We start from the raw sequence: 24,150 nt of genomic DNA, 5'->3' as shown, positions 1-24,150 counted from the left end.
GCCCCGCTCAGTACGGCAGGTCGAGGTAGATGTGGCGGCGGGCGATCCGCCAGCCGTCGCTCTCGCGGCGCAGTTCGTCGCGGTACCAGCCGGACGAGATCGTCCGCAGCGCGCCGTTCTCGATCGAGAGCAGGGTGAGGTTGGTGGTGGTCTCCGCGGCGTCCGCGGACTCGGAGACGACGACCAGGTTGCTCAGGTTGTGCCGGCGCTGGTCGGTCTGCCCGGCCAGCGAGTCGGCATGCATCTTCCGGATCGCGGCCCGGTTCTCGAACGGGCCGATCGGGTCGCCGTCCCGGCCGATCTGCAGGGTCATCACCGCGTCCTCGGTGAACTGCGCGGCGATGAGGTCGACGTCATCCTCGTCGTAGCCCCAGGCCGCGCGGCCCAGCACGTTCTCGATCTCGGCACGCGCCGTCATCGTGTTCCTCCGGTCGGGGTGAAGGTGAGCCGTAGCTCGGACGGGGCACGGGTGAAGACCCCGTGCTCGGGAGGGGGCACGCCATCGGCGAACGCGATGTCCTCCATCGCGTCCAGCAGGTCGGCGATCCCGGTCTCCAGCTCGGTGCGGGCGAGCAGCGCGCCCACGCAGAAGTGCCGGCCCAGGCAGAACGACGTGTGGTTGGCGCCCGCGGTGTAGGCACGTCCCTGGTCCAGGTCGTCGCGGTGCAGGTCGAACTCGTCCGGCCGGGCGAACCGCTCGGGATCCCGGTTCGCGGCACCGATCAGGCAGGTCACGGTCCGGCCGGCCTCGATCACGCCACCGGAGAGCTCGACGTCCTCGGACGGCTGGCGCATGATCATGTGCACCGGCGGGGTCAGCCGCAGGGCCTCGGCGAACGCGGCCGGGATCAGCGCGTGGTCCGCGCGCACCGCGGCCAGCTGGTCGGGATGCGCGACCAGGTTGGACATCAGGCTCGCGATCGCCTTGTCGGTCGTCTCGCCACCGGCGGTCAGCAGCAGGCTGCAGAACGCCTTGATCTCGTGGTCGGTCATCCGGACGCCGTCGATCTCGGCCGTGCACAGCACCGACAGCAGATCGTCGCCGGGGTCCGCGCGGCGGGCGGCGATGATCGGGACCAGGTACTCGGCGAACTCGTCGCGGGTGCGCAGGCCGTCCGCGGCCACCTGCTCGTCGCCGGAGAGGTTCGACAGGAACCCCATGATCGAGGTGTACCAGCGGTGGAAGTGCTCGTGGTCGGACGTCGGCAGCCCGAGCATGTCGACGATGACGTTGATCGGGAACCGGGTGGCGTACTGTCCGACCAGCTCGACCTCGCCGTCGCCGGCGAACGCGGCGACCAGCTCGGCCGAGTTGCGCCGGATCACCGGCACGAACCGCTCGGCCAGCTCCCGGCCCCGGAAGGCCGGGGCGACCAGGTTGCGGTGGGTCGAGTGCTCCCGGCCGTCCATCTGCAGGATCGTCCGACCGTGCACCGGCTCGAGCTGCCAGTCGTAGTTCCGGCTGGTGAAGACCGGATCCTTGAACGCCCGCTCGACGTCGGCGTAACGGCTGATCACGTAGCTCCGCGTCGGCTCGTGCCAGATCAGCGGGTGCTCGTCCCGCATCACCCGGTACGCCGTGTAGGGATCGGCGGCGAACTCCGCGGAGAGGATGTCGGGCGCGCTCGGGGCGGCGGGTGCGGACACGGGCACCTCCGGTCTGTCGGTCCTCGTCGACCACCTGCGACCTGCTATGACCTACGACCGTCTGTCTACCGGTCGTTTGGTAGCGGCGACGCTAACAGGATCGAGCCGTGACGCACAACACCGCTTCGTCAGGACGGATGCGTTCCCGCGTTCAGCCCGGCGACCGCCGCACGGACCCCGGGCGTCACCGACCCGGGGGCCGAGCAACGCCGAGCAACGCGGAGCTACGTGCAGGTGACCGGCTCGGTGCGCACCGGGTGCGAGGCGCCCGACCTTCCGCCGATTCCACCGGAACGGGCCGCAGCAACCCGGTCCGGTCCCGTCACTCCGGGACGCGGCTCGCGCCGCCGGCGGCGTCCGGATCGTCGGGGTTCCGCGCCGCGAGCACCTGCCCGATGAACATGTCGTAGACCACGATTCCGACCACGCCCCCGATCAGCGGCCCGACGATCGGGACCCACCAGTAACTGCCGAAGTAGTCGCCGCCGCCGGGGAAGGCCAGCCGCCCCCACCCCTCGATGTAGGTCCACAGTCGCGGGCCGAGGTCACGGGCAGGGTTGATCGCGTAGCCGGCGTTCGTCCCGTAGGTCAGTCCGATCGCGACCACGACGAGCCCGATGAGGAACGGGCCGGTGTTGGCCGCCGGGGCCTGGTTGCGCTTGTCGATCAGCGCCGCGATCAGCGCGAGCAGAATGGCGGTGCCGACGATCTGGTCGAGCAAGGGACCCCACAGGCCCCCGTTGAAGTAGGGCGCGGGGTACGTGGCGAAGATCGCGAACGTGGACAGCGACCCGCTTCGGTCGGCGATCTGCTCGGTCGCGTTGAACGCGTCGATGGCCGGTGCGTACACGGCGTAGACGAGCGCGGCCGCGACGAACGCCCCGAGGACCTGGGCCAGCCAGTACAGGGGCACCTTGGCCCAGGAGAAGCCCCGGCGCACCGCGAAGGCCAGGGTGACGGCCGGGTTGATGTGCGCGCCGCTGACCCCACCCGCGACGTACACCCCGAAAACGACGCCCAGGCCCCATCCCCAGGCGATGATCAGCCAGTTCGCCGCGCCGAACGGATCGGACTGGCGATCCGAGCCGGGCAGCCCGACGACGGCCACCGCGACCGAGCCGCACCCGATCAGGATCAGGACGAACGTTCCGAGAAACTCCGCCAGCAACTCCCCACCGGTTCCCGCGCGCCACCGCTGCACAGCCGTTCTCCCAGTCACCATGAGACGAGCATCACACCGCCGGCACCTGCCGTCCAGGAGCGGCACAGGACGCCGCCGTCCCGGGTCACCAGGTCCGCGCCCAGCCGATGCTGCGCTCCACGGCCCGCTGCCAGTCGGCGTGCTCGCGCTCGCGCAGGCCCGGGTCCATGGCGGGCTCCCAGGCCGCGGCCCGGTGCCAGTTGCGGCGCAACACGTCCGGGTCCGGCCAGTACCCCACGGCGAGGCCGGCCGCGTAGGCCGCGCCCAGCGACACCGCCTCCGACCCGAGCGGGCGCTCCACGGTCAGGTCGAGCACGTCCGCGACGCACTGCATGAGCAGGTGGTTCGCCGTCATCCCGCCGTCCACCTTCAACCGGGTGACGCCGACGCCGGAGTCCCGGTTCATCGCGTCCAGCACCTCCCGGGTCTGCCACGCGGTCGCCTCCAGCACCGCCCGCGCGAGGTGCCCGCGGTGGATGTAGGACGTCAGCCCGACGATCACGCCACGGGCGTCCGGGTTCCACCGCGGGGCGTAGAGCCCGGAGAACGCCGGCACGACGTAGCAGCCGCCGTTGTCCGGCACCGACAGCGCGAGCGTCTCGATCCGGGCCGCGGTGGAGATCATCCCGAGCGCGTCCCGGAACCACCGCACCAGCGAGCCGGTCATCGCGATCGACCCCTCCAGCGCGTACACCGGACGGTCGCCGAGCAGGTACCCGACGGTCGGGATCAGCCCGGCCTCGGACGAGGCGATCCGGGATCCGGTGTTCTTCAGCAGGAACGCGCCGGTGCCGTAGGTGCACTTGGCCTCGCCCGGCGCGAAGCAGGTCTGCCCGACCAGCGCGGCCTGCTGGTCCCCGAGCGCCCCGGCCACCGGGACGCCCGGCAGCAGCCCGGTGCAGGTGCCGTAGACCTGCGCGTTCGGCACGATCCGCGGCAGCATCGCCTGGGGCACTCGCAGCGCCGCGCACAACCGCGGCGACCACTCCAGCGTCCGCAGGTCCATCAGCATGGTCCGGCTGGCGTTGGTGACGTCGGTGACGTGCACGCCGCCGTCCGGGCCGCCGGTGAGGTTCCAGATCAGCCAGCTCTCCACGGTCCCGAACAGCACGTCACCGCGCTCGGCGCCCTCGCGCGCGCCGGGGACGTGGTCGAGCAGCCACTGCAACCGCGGCCCGGCGAAGTAGGTGGCCGGGCCGAGCCCGGAGACCTCGCTGTAGAGCACGGCCGAGTCCGCCAGGCCGGAGACGATGCCGTCGGTGCGGGTGTCCTGCCAGGTGATCGCCCGGGCGAGCGGGACGCCGGTGTTCCGGTTCCACACCACGGTCGTCTCGCGCTGGTTCGCGATGCCGAGCGCCGCCACGTTCTCCGGGCCGAGCCCCGCCCGGCGCAGCGCGGCGGGCACCACCCGGGTCACCGCGCGCCAGATCTCGACGGCGTCGTGCTCGGCCCTGCCGGGCGCCGGGAAGTGCTGCCGGTGCTCGCGCTGGGCCACCGCCACCATCCGGCCGGAGCGGGTGAACAGCAGGCACCGGGTCGACGTCGTGCCCTGGTCGATCGCGGCGACCACGCGTTCCCCGGCCGGGACGCCGGCCCGGCCCGGCCCCACCCGGTTCACGTCAGTTCCTCCAGCCCGGCGGCGATCTCCGCCGCGGCCGCGGCCAACTCCACCACCGGCTCCGACCGGGCCCGGCCGTCCGGCCCGAACAGGTCCTCGACCGGCGCCCCGACGCCGAGCGCGGCCACCGTCAGACCACCCCCGCTGCGGACCGGGACGGCCAGCCCCCCGACCCCCGGTTCCCAGCCGCCCGGGTCGGACGCCCAGCCGCGGCGCCGGGCCCCGTCCAGCTCCCGGGCCAGCACCGCGGGGTCGGTCAGGGTACGCCGGGTGTAGCGCTCCATCGGCTCGGACGCCCGCACGGACGCCGGGGCGAAGGCCAGCAGGCACATCCCCCACGCCGTCGCGTGCAGCGGTTGCACGGTGTTGGTCAGCAGTCGCTGCGGGGTGCCGTCCGGCCGGAACACGTGGTGCACGACGTCCACCCCGGCCCCGTCGCCGGACGGGACTCCCAGGAACACCGCGCAGCCGGTACCGGCGGCCAGCGCGTCCGCCCAGTTCATCGCGCGGGCCCGCAGATCGTGCCGGTCCCACGGGGTGCCGAGCCGGTCCAGGGCGTCGCCGAGCAGGTAGCGGCCGGTGTCCGGGTCCTGCGCGACCAGCCCCTCCTCCCGCAGCGTGCGGAGGATCCCGTGCGCGGTGGGCCGGGGCAGGTCCAGCGCCGCGGCCAGCTCGGCCAGTGCCAGCGGGCGCCCGGCGCCGCCGAGCAACCGGAGCAACGCGGCGGCCCGTTCGACGGACTGGATCGGACGCGGCACGGGCCCATCATAAGCCGATCTTGACCCGCAGCGTTCGACATTGCCGAACGTTCTCCGTTGCCGCCGGTCCGGTCCGCTCCTAGCGTGCCTCCGCACGGCGGGGCCGCCCGGCCCCGACGAGGGCGAACCACGCGAAGGACGTTCGATGACGAGCTCCGAGAAGGCCGGAACCCCGGCCGCAGCACCGCCACCGACCGCGCCGGCCGAGAAGGCGCCGTCGTTGCTGGGTGAGATGAGCGCCGAGTTCGCCGGGACGATGATCCTGGTCCTGTTCGGTGTCGGTGTCGTCGCGCAGATCAGCACGACGCCGGACGGCTCGGCCGGCGGGCACGACTCGGTCGCCTGGGCGTGGGGGCTGGGCGTCGTCCTGGGCGTCTACGTCGCCGGGCGGATCTCCGGCGCGCACATCAACCCGGCGGTGACCGTCGCGTTCGCGGTCTACGACGGGTTCCCGTGGCGCAAGGTCGGGCCGTTCATCCTGGCCCAGACGCTGGGCGCGTTCGTCGCGGCGCTGATCGTCCGGGTCACCTACGCCGACTTCATCCGCTCGGTCGACCCGAACCTCACCGAGACCCAGGACATCTTCTCCACCCTGCCCGGCGACCCGGTCACGATCCCGACCGCGTTCCTGGACCAGGTGGTCGGCACCGCCATCCTGGTGTTCGTGATCTTCGCGCTGGTGCACCCGCGCAACAAGGGCCCGCTGGCCAACATGGCCCCGTTCATGATCGGCCTGATCGTCGTCGGCATCGGCATGGCCTGGGGCTCGAACGCCGGCTACGCGATCAACCCCGCGCGCGACTTCGGCCCGCGGCTGGCATCGTGGCTCACCGGATACGACACCGCCTGGGTCACCGGCGACGGCACGCCCTACTGGTGGCTGCCGATCATCGCCCCGATCGTCGGCGCCGTCCTCGGCGGCGGCCTGTTCAAGCTGCTGATCGACCGGTTCATCCCGGCCGATGAGGCACCACAGGAGGTCGGGCGGGTCTGACCGGACCACGCCCGCCCGCACACCCGCAACCGTTCGAGACACAGGAGAACTCATGGCCGAGTTCGTCGGCGCCATCGACCAGGGCACCACCAGCAGCCGCTTCATGATCTTCGATCACTCCGGCAACGAGGTGGGACGCCACCAGCTGGAGCACGAGCAGATCCTGCCGCAGGCCGGCTGGGTCGAGCACAACCCCGTCGAGATCATCGAGCGCACCAACGCCTGCCTGCAGTCCGCACTCAACGCGACCCGGCTCTCCGCGTCCGACCTGGTCTCGCTGGGGGTCACCAACCAGCGCGAGACCACGGTCGTCTGGAACCGGCGCAACGGCCGCCCCTACTACAACGCGATCGTCTGGCAGGACACCCGCACCGACCGGATCGCCACAGCGCTCGAGCGCGAGGGCAAGGGCGAGGTCATCCGGCGCAAGGCCGGCCTGCCCCCGGCCACCTACTTCTCCGGCGGCAAGATCCAGTGGATCCTGGAGAACGTCGACGGCGTCCGGGAGGCCGCCGAGCGCGGCGACGCGATCTTCGGCAACACCGACACCTGGGTGATCTGGAACCTGACCGGGGGCCCGAACGGCGGGCAGCACGTCACCGACGTCACCAACGCCAGCCGCACCATGCTGATGGACCTGGAGACCCTGAACTGGGACGACGAGCTCCTGGGCTTCTTCGGCATCCCGCGGCAGATGCTGCCCGAGATCAAGCCGAGCTCGTACGCCCCCGGCTACGGGACGACGCTGCGCAGCGGCGCGCTCGGCGGCGAGGTCCGGATCACCGGCGACCTCGGCGACCAGCAGGCCGCGACCGTCGGCCAGGTCTGCTTCGCCCCCGGCGAGGCCAAGAACACCTACGGCACCGGCAACTTCATGCTGCTCAACACCGGGAACGAGCTGGTCCGCTCGGAGTCCGGGCTGCTGTCCACGGTCTGCTACAAGTTCGGTGACGAGCCGGTGGTCTACGCCCTGGAGGGCTCGATCGCGGTCACCGGCTCGGCCGTGCAGTGGCTGCGCGACCAGCTGGGCATCATCTCCGGCGCGTCGCAGTCGGAGTCCCTCGCGCGCCAGGTCACCGACAACGGCGGCGTCTACTTCGTACCGGCGTTCTCCGGGCTGTTCGCGCCCTACTGGCGCTCCGACGCCCGCGGCGCGATCGTCGGCCTGTCCCGTTTCAACACCAACGCGCACCTGGCCCGGGCCACCCTGGAGTCGATCTGCTACCAGTCCCGCGACGTCAGCGAGGCGATGTCGAAGGACTCCGGCGTCGCGCTCGACGTGCTCAAGGTCGACGGCGGCGTCACGATGAACGAGCTCTGCATGCAGATCCAGGCCGACGTCCTGGGCGTGCCGGTGTCGCGTCCGGTCGTCTCCGAGACGACGGCGCTCGGCGCGGCCTACGCGGCCGGGCTGGCCGTCGGGTTCTGGAAGAACGCCGACGAGCTGCGGGAGAACTGGAACGAGGCCCGCCGCTGGGAGCCGCAGTGGGACGCGGAGACGCGCGACGCCGGCTACGCCCAGTGGAAGAAGGCCGTGCAGCGCACGCTCGACTGGGTCGACGTCGGCTAGCCGGGGCGCTCGTCGCCCCGCCGACCCCACACGACGGGGCGACGGGCGGCACAACCGTGCACGTCCGCGCGGGGAACGGGTACTCCCCTTGCGAGACACGACGACCCGAGACACGACCCGAGATTCGACCCGAAAGGCCTGATCATGAAATCGGTGGCACTCTCCCCGGAGGCCCGTACGTCCGCGCTGCGCGGGATGGGCGATCGCGAGCTGGACGTGCTCGTCGTCGGCGGCGGTGTCGTCGGTGCGGGGGCCGCGCTGGACGCGGCGACCCGTGGCCTCTCGGTCGGCCTGGTCGAGGCCCGCGACTTCGCCTCCGGCACCTCGAGCCGGTCCTCCAAGCTGATCCACGGCGGCCTGCGCTACCTGGAGATGCTGGACTTCCGGCTGGTCGCCGAGGCGCTACAGGAGCGCGGGCTGCTGATCCAGCACCTGGCGCCGCACCTGGTGCGCCCGGTGCCGTTCATCTACCCGCTCCAACACCACGTGTGGGAGCGGTTCTACGCCGGTGCCGGCGTCGCGCTCTACGACTCGCTCGGGCTGCTGTCCGGGCGCTCGCGGGGGCTGCCGCACCACCGGCACCTCACCCGCCGCGGCGCGCGCAAGGTCGTGCCGTCGCTGCGCCGGGACGCCCTGGTCGGCGCGCTGGAGTACTACGACGCGCAGGTCGACGACGCCCGGCACACGATGATGATCGCCCGTACCGCGGCCGCCTACGGCGCCCACGTCGCCACCCGGGCGCGCGTCGTGGAGCTGCTCAAGGACGCCGGACGGGTGGTCGGCGCGACCGTGCAGGACCTGGAGAGCGGCGAGCGGGTCGACGTCCGCGCGAAGCAGGTCATCAACGCGACCGGCGTGTGGACCGACGAGATCCAGGGCATGGCCCACGAGCGCGGGCAGTTCGAGGTCCGCGCCAGCAAGGGCATCCACCTGGTCGTGCCGCGCGACCGGATCCGCGGCGAGGCGGGGCTGATCCTGCGCACCGAGAAGTCGGTGCTGTTCGTCGTCCCGTGGGGCCGGCACTGGATCATCGGCACCACCGACACCGACTGGAACCTGGACAAGGCGCACCCCGCGGCCAGCGCGGCGGACATCGACTACCTGCTGCAGCACGTCAACCAGGTGTTGGAGCAGCCGCTCACGCACGAGGACGTGGAGGGCGTGTACGCGGGGCTGCGGCCGCTGCTCTCCGGTGAGTCGGAGGCGACCTCGAAGCTCTCCCGCGAGCACGCCGTCGCGACGCCGGTGCCCGGGCTGGTCGTGGTGGCCGGCGGCAAGTACACGACCTACCGCGTGATGGCCCGCGACGCCGTCGACGCGGCCGTGCACTCGCTGGACGCCAAGGTCCCGGCCTCCTGCACGGAGGACGTGCCGCTGCTCGGCGCCGAGGGCTTCGCGGCCCTGCGCAACTCGACGCAGCTGCTCGCCGCACGCAGCGGGCTGCACCCGGTCCGGATCGAGCACCTGCTCGGCCGGTACGGCTCGCTGATCGACGAGGTGCTGGAGCTCGTGGCCGAGGACCCCACCCTGGCCGAGCCGCTCGCCGGGGCCGACGACTACCTGCGGGCCGAGGCCGTCTACGCCGCGTCCCACGAGGGTGCCCGGCACCTGGACGACATCCTCGCCCGGCGCACCCGGATCTCGATCGAGACCTTCGACCGGGGTATCGGGGCAGCCGGGGAGACCGCGCGGCTGGTCGCCCCGGTACTCGGCTGGAACGACGAGCAGGTCGAGCGCGAGGTCGACCACTACCTCAAGCGGGTGGAGGCCGAGCGGGAGAGCCAGAAGATGCCCGACGACGCCACCGCCGACGCCGCCCGCCTCGGCGCTCCGGACGTGGTGCCGGTCAGCGGCTGACCGCCAGTACCCCGGCGCCCACCCGAACGCGCGCCCCGCAGGACCGAACGCGCGCGACACCGGAAGGACGCGCGGCTCCGGGGAGAGCGCGCGCGGCGCGTCGCGCGCGTTCTCCGGAGAGGTGCGCGTTCCGCTCGCGACGCGGGCCGCGCCGCAGGAAAGTCGGGACCGTCCGACATCGAGGACCAGACCTGTCCGCATCGGGTCCTACCGTTGTTCTCGTCGGGCCGGGAGCCCCGGCCCCCGAGCGAGAGGCGGCCCCGCATGAGCGTCACCGATACCGACACCCCGGCCACCGTCACCGGCGAGCGCGCCGAGCTGATCGCGACCCTGGAGCGGCACCGCGGCTTCCTGCTGCACACCGCCGCCGGGCTCACCGAGGAGCAGGCACGGACCGCGAGCACGGTCAGCGCGCTGACGATCGCCTCGCTGCTCAAGCACGTCGCGGACACCGAGGAGCAGTGGTTCCGGTTCGCGGTCGAGGGCGCGAGCGCCTTCGAGCAGGTCTACACCGACGACGTCGACTGGTCCGCGGTCGACGCCGAGGCCGCCACGAACGGCGGCGACTGGTCGGGCTCGGAGTGGGAGGACACCCGGTTCGTGCTCGCCGAGCACGAGACGTGTGCGTACCTGCGGGCCCGGATCGAGCAGGTCGCCGCCCGCACCGAGGAGGTGCTGCGGAGCGCGGACCTGGACACCACGCACGCGCTCCCGGTCGCGCCCTGGTTCGAGCCGGGTGCGTCCTGGTCGGTGCGCCGGGTCGCGATCCACATGCTGGCCGAGATCAGCCAGCACGCCGGGCACGCGGACATCGTCCGCGAGGCCATCGACGGCCAGAAGACGATGGGCTGAGGAGACGACGATGAGCACCGCGGATTCCATGACCGACCTGATGACAGGCGCCGCGAAGGGCCTCACCGGGGAGCGCGCCGCCATCGTGGAGACGCTCGCCAAACACCGGATGCTGCTCCGGCACACCTTGGCGAACCTGTCCGAGGACGATGCCCGTCGCCGCTCGACGGCGAGCGCGCTGACCCTGGCCGGCATCCTCAAGCACGTCGAGGGCGTCGAGCGGGGCTGGGTCGACTTCATCCTGACCGGCGTCGTGGCGGGCGCCGAGGACTGGGAACGCCTCGCCGATGCCGGCGACGAGCGCGACGACTTCGCGCTCGACGGCTCCGACACCCTGGAGGCGCTGCTCGCCCGCTACACGGCGACCGCGGCACGGACCGACGAGCTGGTGGCGACCGTCGACCTGGACCTGGCACACCCGCTGCCGCCGGCACCGTGGTTCCCCGCGGAGTCGACCTGGAGCGCCCGGCAGGTGCTCGCGCACATCATCGGCGAGACCGCCCAGCACAGCGGGCACGCCGACATCATCCGGGAGAGCGTCGACGGTCAGAAGTCGATGGGCTAGGTCGACGGGCCCGGGCAGAGGGGCCGGGTCCGCGTGATCGTGTCCAGCGGGCCCGCCACGTCACCGGGTTCCGCGCCGGGAGTGAGCAGCACCGGCAGGGCGATCCCGGCGGCCCGCAGGTCGGCGGCCCGGTCGGCGACGTGCGCGCCGTCGCCGACCGCGCAGAGCCGGTGCACCGCGGCGTCCGGCACCAGGCCCAGCGCGCCGGGTCGGTCGCCGCCGTGCCACAGCTCGGTGGCGCGGTCCAGGTCGTCCCAGGCCCCGGCGAACGAGCCCCGGTGCGTCGGCACCATCGCGTACTGCAGCACCAGCCGGCGCATCCGGGTCATCGCGTCGTCGTACCGGTCGCCGGCATAGGCCCAGTACGACGCCATCGCCCACACGCTGCCCGGCGGGCGCCCCGCCTCGGCCTCCCCCGCCCGGACGTGCGCGAGCAGTCCCGGCACCTCGTCCGGTGGGCACCAGGTCAGGAACACCCCGTCGGCGATCCGCCCGGCCAGGCGCAGCATCCGCGGGTTCATCGCGGCCAGCACCACCGGCGGCGCCTGCGGCGGCAGCAGCGACGACCGGAAGCCCCGGGTGCGCGGGTGCTCCACACGGACCCGCTCCCCCGCCCAGGCCGACCGCAACGCCGTCACGTACCCCTCGACGGTGGCCAGCGGCCGGTCGTGATCGCGGCCGTGCCAGTCCCGTACGACCATCGGGCTGCTCGCGCCGAGCCCGGCCAGCACCCGCCCGGGCGCGGCCGAGGACAGCGTCGCGAACCCCATCGCGGCCAGCGCCGCGGAACGGGCGTAGACGTTCGCGATGCCGGTGCCCAGCCGGACCTGCGACGTGCTCGCGGCCAGCACCCCGAGCAGTGAGAACACCTCGGGACCGGCCACCTCGCCGCACCAGACCGAGTCGTAGCCGGCCGCCTCCGCCGCCCGGGCCAGCGCCACGTAGTCCGGCACGTCCAGCCCGTCGTCGACCGGCATCGTCACGCCCAGCGGCGGCATCCCCTGCGGCGTCTCCTGGGGCACCCGTCAGCCCTTGATCTGGCGGGCCACCGAGCGGGTGTCGAACCAGGTGCCGACCCGGGTGACCCACCCGTCCGCGGTGTCGAAGACGTCGAGCGCGTCGAACGTGACCGCCCGGCCGTCGGTGAGCGTCCCGCTGAAGGCGATCTCGCAGACGACCGTGTCCCCGGCCTCGATCCAGCGGGTGACCGCGTCGTCGTGGCTCGAGTACCCGGCGAGGACCACCGGGAAGTGCGCGAGCGCCGCCTCCCGCCCGATCACCGGCGGCGCACCGGTGGTGACGATCTCGACGTCGGTGGCGAACACCGCGGCCAGGTCGGCGAACCGGTCGGAGTTGATCGCCGCGAAGTACGCGTCCACCGCGGTGCGTGCACTGCTCACATGCCCACCCGCTTCTTCAGTTCGGCCATCGCCCCGAACGACCACTTCGCCAGTGACGGGTCCCCGAACGGCGTGATGTTCCACATCGCCAGGTGCTCCAGCCCGGCCTCCCGGTACTCGTGGAGCTCCTCGGCGACCTGCTCCGGGGTGCCGCAGAAGGCGTAGTGCCGCACCACCTCCGGCGGGATCGCGTCGATGATCCGCAACGACTCGGCCCGCTCGATCGTGGACGGGATGAAGTCGTGGAACCCGGACCCGTGCGGACCGCCGTCCAGCGGCGGCTCCACGCCGAGCTCCCGGAACACCTGCGAGGGCAGCAGCACGCACAGCGCCCGCACCAGCGGGGCCTCGGTGAGCCGCCGCACGGTCTCCTCGTCCGGTCCCATGAGGACGTAGCCGAGCATGCCGGGGGTGAACCGGTCCGGGTCGCGCCCCTTCTCCTCGGCCGAGCGGCGGATCGTCGCCAGCGACGAGGCGTAGTCCGGGGCGGTCATCTTCGTCGGCAGCCAGCCGTCGGCCTTGGCCCCGGTGAGGCGCAGCATCCGCGGTCCGTGTGCCGCGGTCCAGATCTCCGGCGGCTCCTCGCCGTAGGGCGAGAGCCCGAGTACCGCGGAGTCCAGCCGGTGGAACCGGCCCTCGTAGTCGACCGGCCCGTCGGCCTCCCAGAGCAGCCGCATCACGTCGATGCCCTCGGACAGCTTGGCGACCGGCTTGTCGAAGTCCATCCCGTACGGGGTGACGTTGAGCTTCTCGCCCGACCCCAGGCCGATGATCGCCCGGCCCTTCGTGACGTGGTCCAGCGTGAGCGCGGTGGCCGCGGCCATCGCCGGGTGCCGGCGGATCAGGTCGGTGACGACGACCCCGACCTTGATCCGCTCGGTCTGCGCCCCGACCACGCCCATCATCACCATCGGGTCGAAGTAGACGTGCGGGTTGGACTGCACGTCGGCGAGCGGGGTGAGGTCGGGGGTCCACATCGTGTCGGCGTGCCAGCCCATGAGGTGGTCCGGCCACCAGACGGCGTCGTAGCCGTCGTCCTCGGCGCGGCGGGCGAAGCGCACCGCGGCATCGGCCGGCGGCATGATCTGGCCCGGCACACCCAGCTGCAGCGGCTTCACCTCAGTACCTCCACCATTTCAGTACCTCCAGCCGTCGCCGAACGCCGGGATCCGGGCACCCAGGTAGTCCTCGACGCAGGTCAGCGCGGCACGGGCGGCACGGTCGGTGCCGATCCCACGGCTGCGGAACGTCTCGCTGGCGAACCACAGGCCCTCGACGTTCGGGGCCCGCCAGTGCGGCCGGTAGCGCCCGACCAGCCCGGGCATCTGGATCACCCCGAAGCTCGGCTCGAACACCTTGTGCCTGCGCCGCCAGACCGGCTTCGCGAACTGCGGCCACATGGTCTCCGCGTCGCGCTCGAAGGCCTCCAGGGTGGCCCGGCACCACTCGTCGTCCCGCCCCTTCGCGCCGGGGATGATCGCGCCCATCACGTGCAGGTGCGTGCCCGGCGGCGAGCAGGACGGGTCCATCGCGCTCTGGTCGAACATGAAGCCCGAGCAGTCCGTCGACGGCGTCGACGTCCAGGTGGACAGCTCGCGCGGGTCGAACCTGGCGACCGGCTCCTCGGTGGCCAGGTAGAGCCCCAGCCAGGCGATCCGGAACTTGTCCTGGGCCAGGAAGTCGATCTGGCTCGCGTACCACTCGGGCAGCGCGGTGCGCGGCACCACGTTCAGCACGTTCCATACCGGCAGCGTGGAGATCACCGCGTCGGCCTCGAGGATCTCCTCCTCGAAGAACTCGTTGGGCAGCACCTTCGGCTCGCGCCCGACCGCGACGCCGCGCACCTCGCCGTCCTCGATCACGACTCGCTCGACGGACGTGCCGAGCCGCAGCTCACCGCCGTGCTCGGTGATGGCGTCGGCCAGGTCCCGCCAGATCCCGTCCCAGCCCTGACCGGGCCAGCACGAGTAGGCGGCGGTGCCCTTCTCCTCGAAGTGCATCTTGCGCACGTAGAGGTTGTCCGAGGCGGAGTGGTCGTACCAGTTGTCGGTCATGCACTCGAGCACCGAGATGAACTCGAACAGATCGACGACGCCCTGGTCGTCGGTGTACTGGTGGATCCACTCGCGCAGCGGCCGGTCGTCCCACGCGTCGAGCGCGTCGTAGGGGGTCTCGACCAACGCCTTGATGACCTTCTTCAGCTCGGTCCGGTCGGTGTAGCGGTCCCGGATCGAGGTCCAGCCCCGCTCGTTGTCCCAGATCGGCATGTCGTTCGAGACCTCGCCGTGGACCAGCTCCTTGCCCACGTGCTCGAAGACCTTGGTGATCCCGGAACCACCGTCCTCGATCAGGTGCCCACCCAGGTTGACGGTGAACCCCTCGTCCGGGACGGCCATCGCCCGCCCACCCAGGTACGGGCTGCGGTCGAGCACCACCACCCGCTTGCCCTCCCGGGCCAGCAACGCACCCGCGGACAGGCCCGCGGCCCCGGCACCGATCACCACGACGTCGTAGCGCGGCATGACACCCCTTACGGCAGTCGCCTACCAAACGATCGTTTTACAGTGTCACGAGCTGCGGTCCGGCGCAAGGCCGTCCCGCCGCTCCAGCACGGCCGTGCCGGACACCACCCGATGAACACGCGCCCCACCACCCGTGACGTCCAGCCACACCGCGCACTCGACGCGGTCCGGCCCGGCGCCGGTGACCACCCCGCCCGCGGTGACCCGGTCCCCCGCGTGCACCGGACCGAGGAACCGGAACGTCGCGGCCCGGACCCGGTCCACCCCGCCCGCGAACCCCGCGAGCATCGTCAGCACGTACCCGAGGTTGAGCGGTCCCTGGTTCACCACCCGCTCCCCCATCCCGAGCCGGGCCGTCTCGGCCGGCTCCAGGTGGATCATGTTCGGGTCGCGCAGGATCGCCGCCATCACCTTCATCGGCTCCGGGCGGACCTCCAGCGAGAGCTCCGGCAACGACTCGCCCACCGGATCCTCGGCCGACCCCGCACGGCCCGCCCCGGGATCACCGGCGCGACCGGCGTCCACAGAGCGCCCGGACCCTGACCCGGCACCGTCGTCCGGGGCCGAGCCGGGATCGCGCCGCGGGAAGACGTAGGTCGGTCGCACCTCGACCTCGACCGCCCCGCTCTCCCCCGGACCGTCCGGGATCAGCTCGATCCTCGGCGTCACGAGATCGAAGACCCCGCTGCGACCGCGGGTCCGCCGCACGTGCTCGACCCGGGCGGCGACCGCGTAGGCCGTCCCGGTGCGCAACGGCCGGTGCAGCCGCAGCGACCACTCGCCGAGCATCGGCCCGTCCGCCGAGGACGCCCCGAACAGCGTGAAGACGTCCTCCAGCTCCAGACCGACCCCACCCTGGGCCATCCCGAACGCCACCGCGGGGTGCGCCGTGCCGACGCCGGGCGTCCGCTGCGGCGCACCGAGGGCGTCCCGGACGAGCCAGTCCAGGTACGGCTCGGCGAGCGCGCGGCCGCCGGGGAACCGGTGGCCGACCAGCGCGGCGAGCTCGTCCTCGGTGGGCGGCTTCGGCGGCTTCGGCGGAGACGACACCTTGTCCACTCTCGGCAGCACCCGCTAGCTTGTCAAACGACCGTTAGTCAGGCTGAGAACGACGATGCCCGACGGAGGGCCGATGGCCGAGGACACCGTCTCCGACCTGCTCGACGCCTGCGCGGCGGCCGCGCCGGACCAGCAGGTCGTCCTCCCCGACGGCCGGGCGTCCTGGCCGGAGCTGCGCGACCTCGTCCGGTCCGACGCCGCCGCCCTGCTGGGACTCGGCGTCCGGCCCGGGGACCGGGTGGCGGTGCTCCTGCACGGCGGCCTGGACGCGGTGCGGTACTGGCTGGCCGCCTCGGCGATCGGCGCGATCACCGTGCCACTCACCGTGCGGATGCGCGAGCACGAGGCCGCGCACCTGCTCGGTGACGCCGGACCGGTGCTGCTGCTGACCACCTCGGAGTTCCTCCCGCTGCTCGACCCGCACCTGCCCGGGGCGGGGACCGCGCTGCGCACCGTGGTCGTCCTGGACCACACCGGACCGGACGCGCCCACCGGCGTCACCGGCCGGGACGCCCTCGCCGCGGCCGCCGCCCGCAGCTCCCCGGACGATCTGGCCCGGGCCCGCGCCGCCGTGCGCCCGGACACGCCGGCGATCATGCTCTACACCTCGGGCACCACCTCGCAGCCGCGCGGCTGCGTGCACGACCACCGCTCGATGACCGACGAGGGCGCCGCCGTCGCAGAGCGGCTCGGGCTCACCCCCGACGACCGCTTCTGGACGCCGCTGCCGATGTTCCACTGCGGCGGGTACGACGTCGCGCTGGCCGCATTGGCAGGGCGGTGCGGCTTCGTGCACGCCGGGACGTTCGAGCCCGGCCGGGCGCTCGACCAGCTGGAGGCGGAACGCTGCACGGTGGCGTTCCCGGCGTTCGAGACGATCTGGCTGCCGGTGCTCGACCACCCCACGTTCGGCGCCCGGGACCTGTCGGCGTTGCGGCTGGTGATCAACGTCGGGGCGCCCGAGCGGATGCGGTCGATGCAGGCTCGGGTACCGCAGGCGGTGCAGCTGTCCTGCCTGGGGATGACCGAGTCGTTCGGGTTCTGTTGCATGGGGGCCCCGGACGACCCGGCCGAGGTCCGCGCCACCACCAGCGGGCGGCCGCTGCGGCACATGGAGGCGGCGGTCGTCGACCCGGGCAGCGGGCTGCCGGTTCCGCCCGGGACGCCCGGTGAGTTCCGGTTCCGCGGAACGTCCCGCCTGGCCCACTACCACCGGGACCCGGACACCACGGCCGCACGGATCGACGCCGCGGGCTGGTTCGCCTCCGGGGACCAGGTCGTCGCCGACGACGACGGCCGGTTGCGCTTCCGCTCCCGGCTCGGCGACGTGCTCAAGGTCGGCGGGGAGAACGTGGCGGCGGCCGAGGTGGAGGGGTTCCTCTCCGAGCACCCGGCGGCCGGGATCGTGCAGGTCGTCGGGGCACCGGACGCCCGCTACGGCGAGGTGCCGTGCGCCTTCGTCGAGCTGCGCGACGGGCACGTGGCCTCGGCGGCGCTGGCCGAGGAGATGATCGCGTTCTGCCTGGGCCGGATCTCGACGTACAAGGTCCCGCGCTACGTCCGGTTCGTCGAGGAGTTCCCGATGTCCGGGACCAAGGTGCAGAAGTTCCGGCTCCGGGACCGGATCGCCGGGGAACTCGCCGCGGCGGGAGTCACCGAGGCGCCGCGGCCGGGGCGCGCCCCGGCCGCCACAGGGACGACCCCGGTGCCGGGGACGGAGTGATCACGCCTCCGCCGGGGATCCCACCTGCTCCGGCGGAACGGCCGTCCGCTCCGCCGGGGAGCCCGGCCCCTGGAGCCGCGGGGCCTCGGCGATCCCGGCGGCCGCGAGCTCGGCGGCGATCCGCTCGCGCAGCTCGAACTTCTTGATCTTCGTGCCGGACATCGGGAACTCCTCGACGAACCGGACGTAACGCGGCACCCGGAAGGTCGCGATCCGGCCCAGGCAGTGTTCGATCAACTCCTGCGCGGTGACCTCGTGACCGGGCCGGCGCCGGACGAAGGCGCACGGCACCTCGACGTAGTGGGCGTCCGGCGCGGCGACGACCGCGACCAGGTCCACCGCCGGGTGCCCGAGCAGGAACCCCTCCACCTCGGCCGCCGCCACGTTCTCCCCGCCGACCTTCAGCATGTCCTTGAGCCGGGACCGGAAGGTGAGCCGGCCGTCGTCGTCGGCGACGACCAGGTCCCCGGTGCGGAACCAGCCGTCGTCGGTGAAGGCCGCGGCGGTGGCGGCCGGGTCGCGGAAGTAGCCGTCGAAGGCGTTCGGGCCGCGGAACCACAGCTCGCCCGGCGTCCCGGGAGCGACATCGGCTCCGGTCTCCGGATCCACCACCCGGCAGCGCATCCCGGGCATCGGGTGGCCGCCGGTCGTCGCCCGCGCCTCGGCCGGGTCGTCCGGCCGGTTCAGGGTCAGGAACGCCGACGACTCGGTCATCGCCACGCAGGACACGTGCACCGCCTGCGGCAACCGGGACGCCATGTCCCGCAACCGCTCCGGCACGCCGACGGCCATCACCTGGCGGATCCGGGACAGGTCGAACGCAGCGAAGTCCGGCCGGTTCAGCACCGGCATCCAGATCGTCTCGAAGGCGGCCAGCGCGACCGTGACCCGCTCCTCGGTCAGCTGCTCGAGGGTGCTGCCCGGATCGAAGAAGCCGGGATGCACGAACGTCGCACCGGCGGCCAGGCAGCTCAGCGCGAACGTGATCCCGCCGCCGTGGAACAGCGGGATCGCGGTCCACACCCGCTCGTCCGGGGTCCAGCCGAGCCGGTCCCCGATCCCGAACGCCAGCCGGACCAGCGCCTCGTGGGCGAGCATCGCGCCCTTCGGCGCGGCGGTGGTGCCGGAGGTGTGGACGAGCACCGCGGTGTCCCGCACCCGGACCGCGGCCGCGAGCTCGTCGAGCACCGCCGTGGCCACCATCCCGGCGGCGAGCCGGTCCGCGCCGACGGCGCCCGGCGGATCGGCGGCCGGGGCCGGGACCACGACGTGCTCCAGCTCCGGCGCCGCCGGGCGCCGCCCGCCCGCGACCGGCGAGCAGTCCTCGACCGGCAGGCAGTCCTCGACCGTTTCCAGCAGCTCGGGGGCGGTCACCAGCACCCGCGCCCCGCATCCGGCGAGCACCCCGACGATCTCGGTGCCGCGGAACCGGGCGTTCACCGGGACCGCGATCGCGCCGAGCGTCGTCGTCCCGAGCAGCGTCACCAGCAGCTCCGCGCCGGCCGGCAGCAGGATCGCCACCCGGTCCCCCTGGCCGACACCGAGCCCGGCCAGCTCCCGGGCCCGCCGGGCGGATCGTGCGGCCAGGCCGGCGTAGGTCACGCGCTCGCCGGGGAAGACCAGGGCCTCGGCCTCCGGGCGCTCGACCGCCCGGCGGCCGACCAGGTCGCCGAGTGTCGTGGCCTCGATCCAGCGTCGCGTCATCGCGCGTGACCTCCTCGTCCCGGCCGACCGCGCCGACCGCGCCGACCGTGCGGAGCGCGCATCGGCACCGCCCGGATCGTCCCGGAGCGAGCGGGGCCTGTCTACCGACCGTCCGGCAGACAGTGCCCTCCCGCAGACAGTGCTCTCCGACAGACAGTGCCCTCCGGTAGACAGTCCGCGCTCCGGGACAGTGCGCCGTCCGACGGCGCAGCGCCGGGCGGGGTTACGGTCCCCGGGTGAGCGACCTGGTCGACCTGGCAGCGATCGAGACGGCGGCGGAGCGGATCTCCGGCGGGGTGCTGCGCACCCCCACCGTGCGTTCCCCGGGGCTGAGCGCGCTGCTCGGCGCCCCGGTGCTGCTGAAGCTGGAGCAGCTGCAGCGCGCCGGGTCGTTCAAGCCGCGCGGGGTGCTCGCCAAGCTGGCGACGCTGTCGGCGGCCGAGCGCGACGCCGGGCTGGTCGCCGTCTCCGGCGGCAACCACGGCCTCGCCGTCGCCGAGATGGCCGGGGCGGCCGGGGTGGCGGCGGTCGTCGTCATGCCGGAGAACGCGCCCGCCCGCTCGGTCGCGGCGGCCCGCGCGGCGGGTGCGGACGTGCGGCTCACCCCGGACATCCCGGCCGCGTTCGCGCTGGCCGGGGAGCTGCGCGAGGCCGGTGCGACGCTGGTGCACCCGTTCGACGACCCGGTGGTGCTGGCCGCCCAGGGAACCGTCGGGCTGGAGCTGGCCCGGGACGCGGTGGCGCACGGCGAGCCGCCGACCGACGTGCTGGTCTCGATCGGCGGCGGGGCGCTGCTGTCCGGCGTCGCGGTGGCCGTGCGGGCGCTGCTGCCGGACACCCGGATCTGGGGTGTGGAGACGGTCGGCGCGGAGGCCATGTCGGCGGCCCTGCGCGCCGGCGGGCCGGTGCCGGTCGAGATCACCTCGGCGATCACGACGCTGTCCGCGCCGTCGGCGTCGCAGCTGACCTACGACCACGTCCGCGCACTGGTGCACGACGTGCTCGTGGTGCCCGACACGGACGCGGTGCGCGGCACCGTCGAGCTGGCCGAGCACGCCGGGATCTGGGCCGAGCCCGCCGCCGGGTGCCTGGTCGCCGGCGCCCGGACGGTGCTCGGGCGCCACCCCGACGCCCGCCCGGCCCTGGTGATCTGCGGCGCGAACGCCGACGTCGCAGACGTCGCGGGGCGCTGAACCCCTGGGTGATCACCCGTTGCGGAGCGCAGCGGTCGCCTGGCGAACGCCACACTCCACGACCGGCGATCACCGGGATGGCCACGGCCGGCCCCAGCGTTGCATCCGGTGTGCAGCGGACCGGGGTGGTGGTGATCGGCGCGGGGCAGGCGGGCCTGTCCGCGGCGGCCGGCCTGCGCCGGGGCGGGCTCGAACCCGGCCGGGACTTCGTCCTGCTGGACGGCGAGGACGGTCCGGGCGGGGCGTGGCGGCACCGCTGGCCCACCCTGCTGATGCGCACCGTGAACGGCATCCACGACGTCGCCGGCGTCCGGTCCGGTTTCACCGACGACGGCTCCGACGCCCGGCCCGCCCGGGTCGCGGTACCGGAGTACTTCGCGGAGATCGAGCGGGTCCGGGACCTGCAGGTCGTCCGCCCGGTCCGGGTGCGGGCGGTCCGGGACGGCGGGGACCGGTCGGGCCCGCTCGACGTCGAGACCGACCGGGCCACCTGGCGGGCCGACGAACTGATCAACGCCACCGGCACCTGGAACCGGCCGTTCCTCCCGTCCTACCCGGGAGCCGCGGCGTTCCGCGGGTGGAGCCTGCACGCCCGCGACTACCCGGGCCCGGAGGCGATGGCCGGGCGGAGGGTGGTCGTCGTCGGCGGCGGGATCACCGCGGTGCAGCTGCTGCTGGAGATCGCCCCGCAGGCGGCCGCGACGACCTGGGTCACCCGGCGCGAACCGGCCTGGACCGACGGCCCCTTCGACGCCGAGCGTGGACGGGCGGCCGTCGCGATGGTCGAGGAACGGGTGCGTGCCGGGCTGCCACCGCGCAGCGTCGTCGGCGTCACCGGGCTCCCCCTGACGCCGGCGGTGCGAGCCGGGATCGCGAGCGGGGTGCTGCACCGCAGGCCGATGTTCTCCGCGATCACACCCGACGGCGTGGACTGGGACGACGGTGCCTCCGAGCCGGCAGACGTGATCCTCTGGGCGACCGGCTGGCGGCCGGCGATCGGGCACCTCGGCCCGCTGCGACTCCGGGAACCGGGCGGCGGGATCGTCCTGGGCGAGCCGCTGGACACCACCGTCCTCGCCGACCCGCGGGTGCACCTGGTCGGCTACGGCCCGTCGGCCAGCACGATCGGCGCGGACCGCGCCGGGCGCGCCGCCGCCCGCGCGGTGCTGGACCGGCTCCCGGTCGTCGCCTGACCGGCCCACCCAGGGTCAGCCCGGTGCCGCTCGCCCGTCCGGCCGGAGCGCGCGCTCCCGCCGCAGCAACCGGTACTCGCGCAGCACCAGCACGATGATCGCGACGTCCAGCAGCGCGAGCACCGGCAGCAGCACCGACCCGGTGTGCCGGGCGTGCACCAGCTCGTAGACCACGAACAGGCCCAGCAGCGCCACCGCCGGTGGGTAGGCCGGCAGCCACCTGCGCAGCAGCGCCCAGACCAGGACCAGCTTGATCACCCCGTGTAGCGCCAGGTAGGCGACGACGAACGTCCGGTTCGCGTCGGGGGCGAACTCGTCCAGGCCGTGGACGAGGTGCCGGGCCAGCGGCGCGTCCGGTGGGCCGACCAGGTCCCGGGCCATGACCAGGACCGCGAGCCGGTGCATCCAGTCGCCGGGGACCAGCCACAGCGCGACCGCCCCGAGAAGCTCCGCCGCGCCGTCGACACCCTTCACGACCAGCGCGGCACGGAACAGCCGCTCGGTCCACCGGGCGCCCTCGGTCGCCGGTCGCGTCATGGCTCCGAGACTAGCCACGCCACACCCGCACGACGGCTCCACAACGCGCCCGGGGTCGGGGCGGGCCTGCGTTGTGGAGCCCTGGTGCGGGGGCCGGTGATCAGTCGGCGGCGACCTCGGAGCCGTCCTGGGACCAGCGGGTGTGGAAGGCACCGTCGGCGTCGACCCGGTGGTAGGTGTGCGCCCCGAAGTAGTCGCGCAGGCCCTGCACCAGGTTCGCCGGCCCACGCTCACGCCGGTAACCGTCGTAGTAGGACAGGCTCGACGAGAACGCTGGGACCGCGACGCCCTGCTCGGTCGCCGTGACGACGACCCGCCGCCAGGCCTCCTGCGCTCCTCCGACGGCCTCGGTGAAGTACGGGACCATCAGCAGGTTGTCCAGGTCCGGGTGCTGCTCGTAGGCCTCGGTGATCCGGTTCAGGAACTGGGCCCGGATGATGCAGCCGCCGCGCCAGATCCGCGCCATCGCGCCGAGGTCCAGGTCCCAGCCGTTGACCTGCGAGGCGGCCCGCATCTGCGCGAAACCCTGGGCATACGCGACCACCTTGGACGCGTAGAGCGCCTGCCGGATGTCCTCGACCAGCCGGTCCGTGTTCTCACCCGCCCCCGGCGTCGGGCCGGCCAGCGTCGTCGACGCGGCCCGGCGCTCGTCGCGCAGCGCGGACAGCGTGCGGGCGAACACCGCCTCGGTGATCCCGGTGAGCGGGACGCCGAGGTCGAGGGCGTCGATCGCGGTCCAGCGCCCGGTGCCCTTCTGCTCGGCCTGGTCGACGATGACGTCGACCAGCGGCCGCCCGGTCCGCTCGTCGGTCTTGCCGAGCACGATGCCGGTGATCTCGATCAGGAACGACTCGAGGTCGCCGGTGTTCCACTGCTCGAAGATCTTCCCGATCTCCGGCGCGGACAGCCCGGCGACGTGCGAAAGCAGGTCGTAGGCCTCGGCGATCAGCTGGATGTCGGCATACTCGATGCCGTTGTGCACCATCTTCACGTAGTGCCCGGCACCGCCCGGACCGACGTGCGTGCAGCACGGGGTGCCGTCCACGTCCGCGGCGATCGCGGAGAGGATCTCCTCGACCTCGGCGTAGGCCGCCGGGTCCCCGCCGGGCATGATGCTCGGCCCGTTGAGCGCGCCCTCCTCGCCGCCGGACACGCCGATCCCCATGAACCGCAGGCCCCGCTCCGCGCAGTACGCGGTGCGCCGGTCGGTGTCCGGGAAGTGCGAGTTGCCGGCGTCGATGATGATGTCGTCGGGGTCGAGCAGCGGGGCGATCTCCTCGATGACGGCGTCCACCGGCTTGCCGGCCTTCACCATGACGACGACCTTGCGCGGGGTCTCCAGCGCGTCCACGAACTCCTGCAGCGTCTCGGCGCCGGTGAAGGCGCCCTCGTCGCCGTAGTCCTCGATGAACTCGGTCATCTTCGCGGTGGTGCGGTTGTGCACCGCCACGCCGAAGCCGCGGCGGGCCATGTTGCGGGCGAGGTTCGCCCCCATCACCGCCAGCCCGGTGACCCCGATCCGGCTCTTCTCCGCCATCCGCTCCTCCGTCTTCTGTGGCCTCTCGTCCGCGGCCGGGCCGCGCGTGTCCGCGGCGCCGCGCTCGCGCGGCGCCCCGGGCCGGATTCCCATCCTGGCCCCCGGCCGCCCGTTCCGCGCCTCCGGCCCGCCGTTCGCTGCATCACGACCGCGTGTCGCCCTCGGCGCGGCCACGTGGCCGGCCCCGCCGTCGCGGGTACAGCAGCGCTGTCCGATCTCG

General features: G+C 73.4%; 21 protein-coding genes. 8 read left to right on the top strand and 13 right to left on the bottom strand.

Annotated elements, in window-relative coordinates; genetic code table 11:
- Positions 1-7: 7 nt before the first annotated feature.
- From ACLFMI_RS11105 to ACLFMI_RS11085, 5 genes are all read right to left on the bottom strand, one after another.
- Entirely contained in the window at positions 8-418 is a 411-nt protein-coding gene (locus tag ACLFMI_RS11105; RefSeq protein WP_410947702.1) for a nuclear transport factor 2 family protein, read from the bottom strand.
- Positions 415-1,647, bottom strand: coding sequence for a cytochrome P450 (locus ACLFMI_RS11100; protein ID WP_410947701.1), 1,233 nt, complete (start codon positions 1,645-1,647; stop codon positions 415-417). Before ACLFMI_RS11100 ends, ACLFMI_RS11105 begins: the two co-directional genes overlap by 4 nt.
- Before the next feature lie 322 nt (positions 1,648-1,969).
- Positions 1,970-2,869 carry an MIP/aquaporin family protein gene (locus tag ACLFMI_RS11095; protein WP_410947700.1) on the bottom strand — a complete coding sequence of 300 codons (900 nt, stop codon included), beginning with the start codon at positions 2,867-2,869 and terminating at the stop codon, positions 1,970-1,972.
- 64 nt (positions 2,870-2,933) lie between these two features.
- Positions 2,934-4,466 (bottom strand): glycerol kinase GlpK, encoded by a 1,533-nt coding sequence (gene glpK, locus ACLFMI_RS11090; RefSeq protein WP_410947699.1) that lies wholly within the window; start codon positions 4,464-4,466, stop codon positions 2,934-2,936.
- Positions 4,463-5,224: an IclR family transcriptional regulator gene (locus tag ACLFMI_RS11085; RefSeq protein WP_410947698.1), complete on the bottom strand. Its 762-nt coding sequence runs from the start codon at positions 5,222-5,224 to the stop codon at positions 4,463-4,465. Before ACLFMI_RS11085 ends, glpK (ACLFMI_RS11090) begins: the two co-directional genes overlap by 4 nt.
- A 145-nt stretch (positions 5,225-5,369) precedes the next feature.
- Here ACLFMI_RS11085 and ACLFMI_RS11080 point away from each other — a divergent pair, with 145 nt between their 5' ends.
- The 5 genes from ACLFMI_RS11080 to ACLFMI_RS11060 all read left to right on the top strand — a co-directional run bounded on the left by ACLFMI_RS11080 (position 5,370) and on the right by ACLFMI_RS11060 (position 11,062).
- Positions 5,370-6,218 (top strand): MIP/aquaporin family protein, encoded by an 849-nt coding sequence (locus ACLFMI_RS11080; RefSeq protein WP_410947697.1) that lies wholly within the window; start codon positions 5,370-5,372, stop codon positions 6,216-6,218.
- A 52-nt stretch (positions 6,219-6,270) separates the two neighbouring features.
- Positions 6,271-7,788 carry a glycerol kinase GlpK gene (gene glpK / locus ACLFMI_RS11075; RefSeq protein WP_410947696.1) on the top strand — a complete coding sequence of 506 codons (1,518 nt, stop codon included), beginning with the start codon at positions 6,271-6,273 and terminating at the stop codon, positions 7,786-7,788.
- A 144-nt stretch (positions 7,789-7,932) separates the two neighbouring features.
- A complete protein-coding gene (locus ACLFMI_RS11070) occupies positions 7,933-9,645 on the top strand; it encodes a glycerol-3-phosphate dehydrogenase/oxidase (protein WP_410947695.1) in 1,713 nt (570 codons plus the stop codon).
- A gap of 264 nt (positions 9,646-9,909) precedes the next feature.
- Positions 9,910-10,497 (top strand): DinB family protein, encoded by a 588-nt coding sequence (locus ACLFMI_RS11065; protein ID WP_410947694.1) that lies wholly within the window; start codon positions 9,910-9,912, stop codon positions 10,495-10,497.
- Positions 10,498-10,507: 10 nt separating this feature from the next.
- Positions 10,508-11,062, top strand: a complete 555-nt coding sequence (locus tag ACLFMI_RS11060; protein WP_410947693.1) for a DinB family protein — start codon at positions 10,508-10,510, stop codon at positions 11,060-11,062.
- On the opposite strand, the gene ACLFMI_RS11055 is transcribed toward ACLFMI_RS11060, so the two are convergent.
- Genes ACLFMI_RS11055 through ACLFMI_RS11035 form a run of 5 tightly spaced genes read right to left on the bottom strand, consistent with a single transcriptional unit; the run spans position 11,059 to position 16,034 of the window.
- Positions 11,059-12,084 carry an LLM class flavin-dependent oxidoreductase gene (locus tag ACLFMI_RS11055; protein WP_410947692.1) on the bottom strand — a complete coding sequence of 342 codons (1,026 nt, stop codon included), beginning with the start codon at positions 12,082-12,084 and terminating at the stop codon, positions 11,059-11,061. The two genes, ACLFMI_RS11060 and ACLFMI_RS11055, sit on opposite strands and share 4 nt — an antisense overlap.
- A 3-nt stretch (positions 12,085-12,087) precedes the next feature.
- Positions 12,088-12,462 carry a nuclear transport factor 2 family protein gene (locus ACLFMI_RS11050; RefSeq protein WP_410947691.1) on the bottom strand — a complete coding sequence of 125 codons (375 nt, stop codon included), beginning with the start codon at positions 12,460-12,462 and terminating at the stop codon, positions 12,088-12,090.
- On the bottom strand, positions 12,459-13,580 hold the full coding sequence (locus ACLFMI_RS11045) for an LLM class flavin-dependent oxidoreductase (RefSeq protein WP_410947690.1): 1,122 nt from the start codon (positions 13,578-13,580) through the stop codon (positions 12,459-12,461). Before ACLFMI_RS11045 ends, ACLFMI_RS11050 begins: the two co-directional genes overlap by 4 nt.
- Positions 13,581-13,598: 18 nt before the next feature.
- A complete protein-coding gene (locus tag ACLFMI_RS11040) occupies positions 13,599-14,984 on the bottom strand; it encodes a phytoene desaturase family protein (protein ID WP_410947689.1) in 1,386 nt (461 codons plus the stop codon).
- 45 nt (positions 14,985-15,029) lie between these two features.
- Positions 15,030-16,034: a MaoC family dehydratase gene (locus ACLFMI_RS11035; RefSeq protein WP_410947688.1), complete on the bottom strand. Its 1,005-nt coding sequence runs from the start codon at positions 16,032-16,034 to the stop codon at positions 15,030-15,032.
- A gap of 82 nt (positions 16,035-16,116) precedes the next feature.
- Between ACLFMI_RS11035 and ACLFMI_RS11030 the strand changes: the two genes are divergently transcribed.
- Positions 16,117-17,766: an AMP-binding protein gene (locus ACLFMI_RS11030; protein WP_410947687.1), complete on the top strand. Its 1,650-nt coding sequence runs from the start codon at positions 16,117-16,119 to the stop codon at positions 17,764-17,766.
- On the opposite strand, the gene ACLFMI_RS11025 is transcribed toward ACLFMI_RS11030, so the two are convergent.
- Entirely contained in the window at positions 17,767-19,470 is a 1,704-nt protein-coding gene (locus ACLFMI_RS11025) for a class I adenylate-forming enzyme family protein (RefSeq protein ID WP_410947686.1), read from the bottom strand. It abuts the gene before it with no gap.
- Positions 19,471-19,706: 236 nt separating this feature from the next.
- Between ACLFMI_RS11025 and ACLFMI_RS11020 the strand changes: the two genes are divergently transcribed.
- Positions 19,707-20,663 carry a pyridoxal-phosphate dependent enzyme gene (locus ACLFMI_RS11020; RefSeq protein ID WP_410947685.1) on the top strand — a complete coding sequence of 319 codons (957 nt, stop codon included), beginning with the start codon at positions 19,707-19,709 and terminating at the stop codon, positions 20,661-20,663.
- Between the two features lie 77 nt (positions 20,664-20,740).
- Positions 20,741-21,856 carry a flavin-containing monooxygenase gene (locus tag ACLFMI_RS11015; protein WP_410947684.1) on the top strand — a complete coding sequence of 372 codons (1,116 nt, stop codon included), beginning with the start codon at positions 20,741-20,743 and terminating at the stop codon, positions 21,854-21,856.
- Positions 21,857-21,871: 15 nt separating this feature from the next.
- Here ACLFMI_RS11015 and ACLFMI_RS11010 read toward each other — a convergent pair whose 3' ends face one another.
- Both ACLFMI_RS11010 and gndA read right to left on the bottom strand, forming a co-directional pair.
- Entirely contained in the window at positions 21,872-22,393 is a 522-nt protein-coding gene (locus ACLFMI_RS11010) for a DUF2127 domain-containing protein (protein WP_410947683.1), read from the bottom strand.
- A 100-nt stretch (positions 22,394-22,493) separates the two neighbouring features.
- Positions 22,494-23,930 (bottom strand): NADP-dependent phosphogluconate dehydrogenase, encoded by a 1,437-nt coding sequence (gene gndA / locus ACLFMI_RS11005; RefSeq protein ID WP_410947682.1) that lies wholly within the window; start codon positions 23,928-23,930, stop codon positions 22,494-22,496.
- Positions 23,931-24,150 lie beyond the last annotated feature (220 nt).

Origin of the sequence: Pseudonocardia nantongensis, assembly GCF_046546495.1 — a bacterium.
GTDB lineage: Bacteria > Actinomycetota > Actinomycetes > Mycobacteriales > Pseudonocardiaceae > Pseudonocardia > Pseudonocardia nantongensis.
Note: the sequence above shows the minus strand (reverse complement) of the source record. Positions and strands in the feature narration are given on the sequence as shown.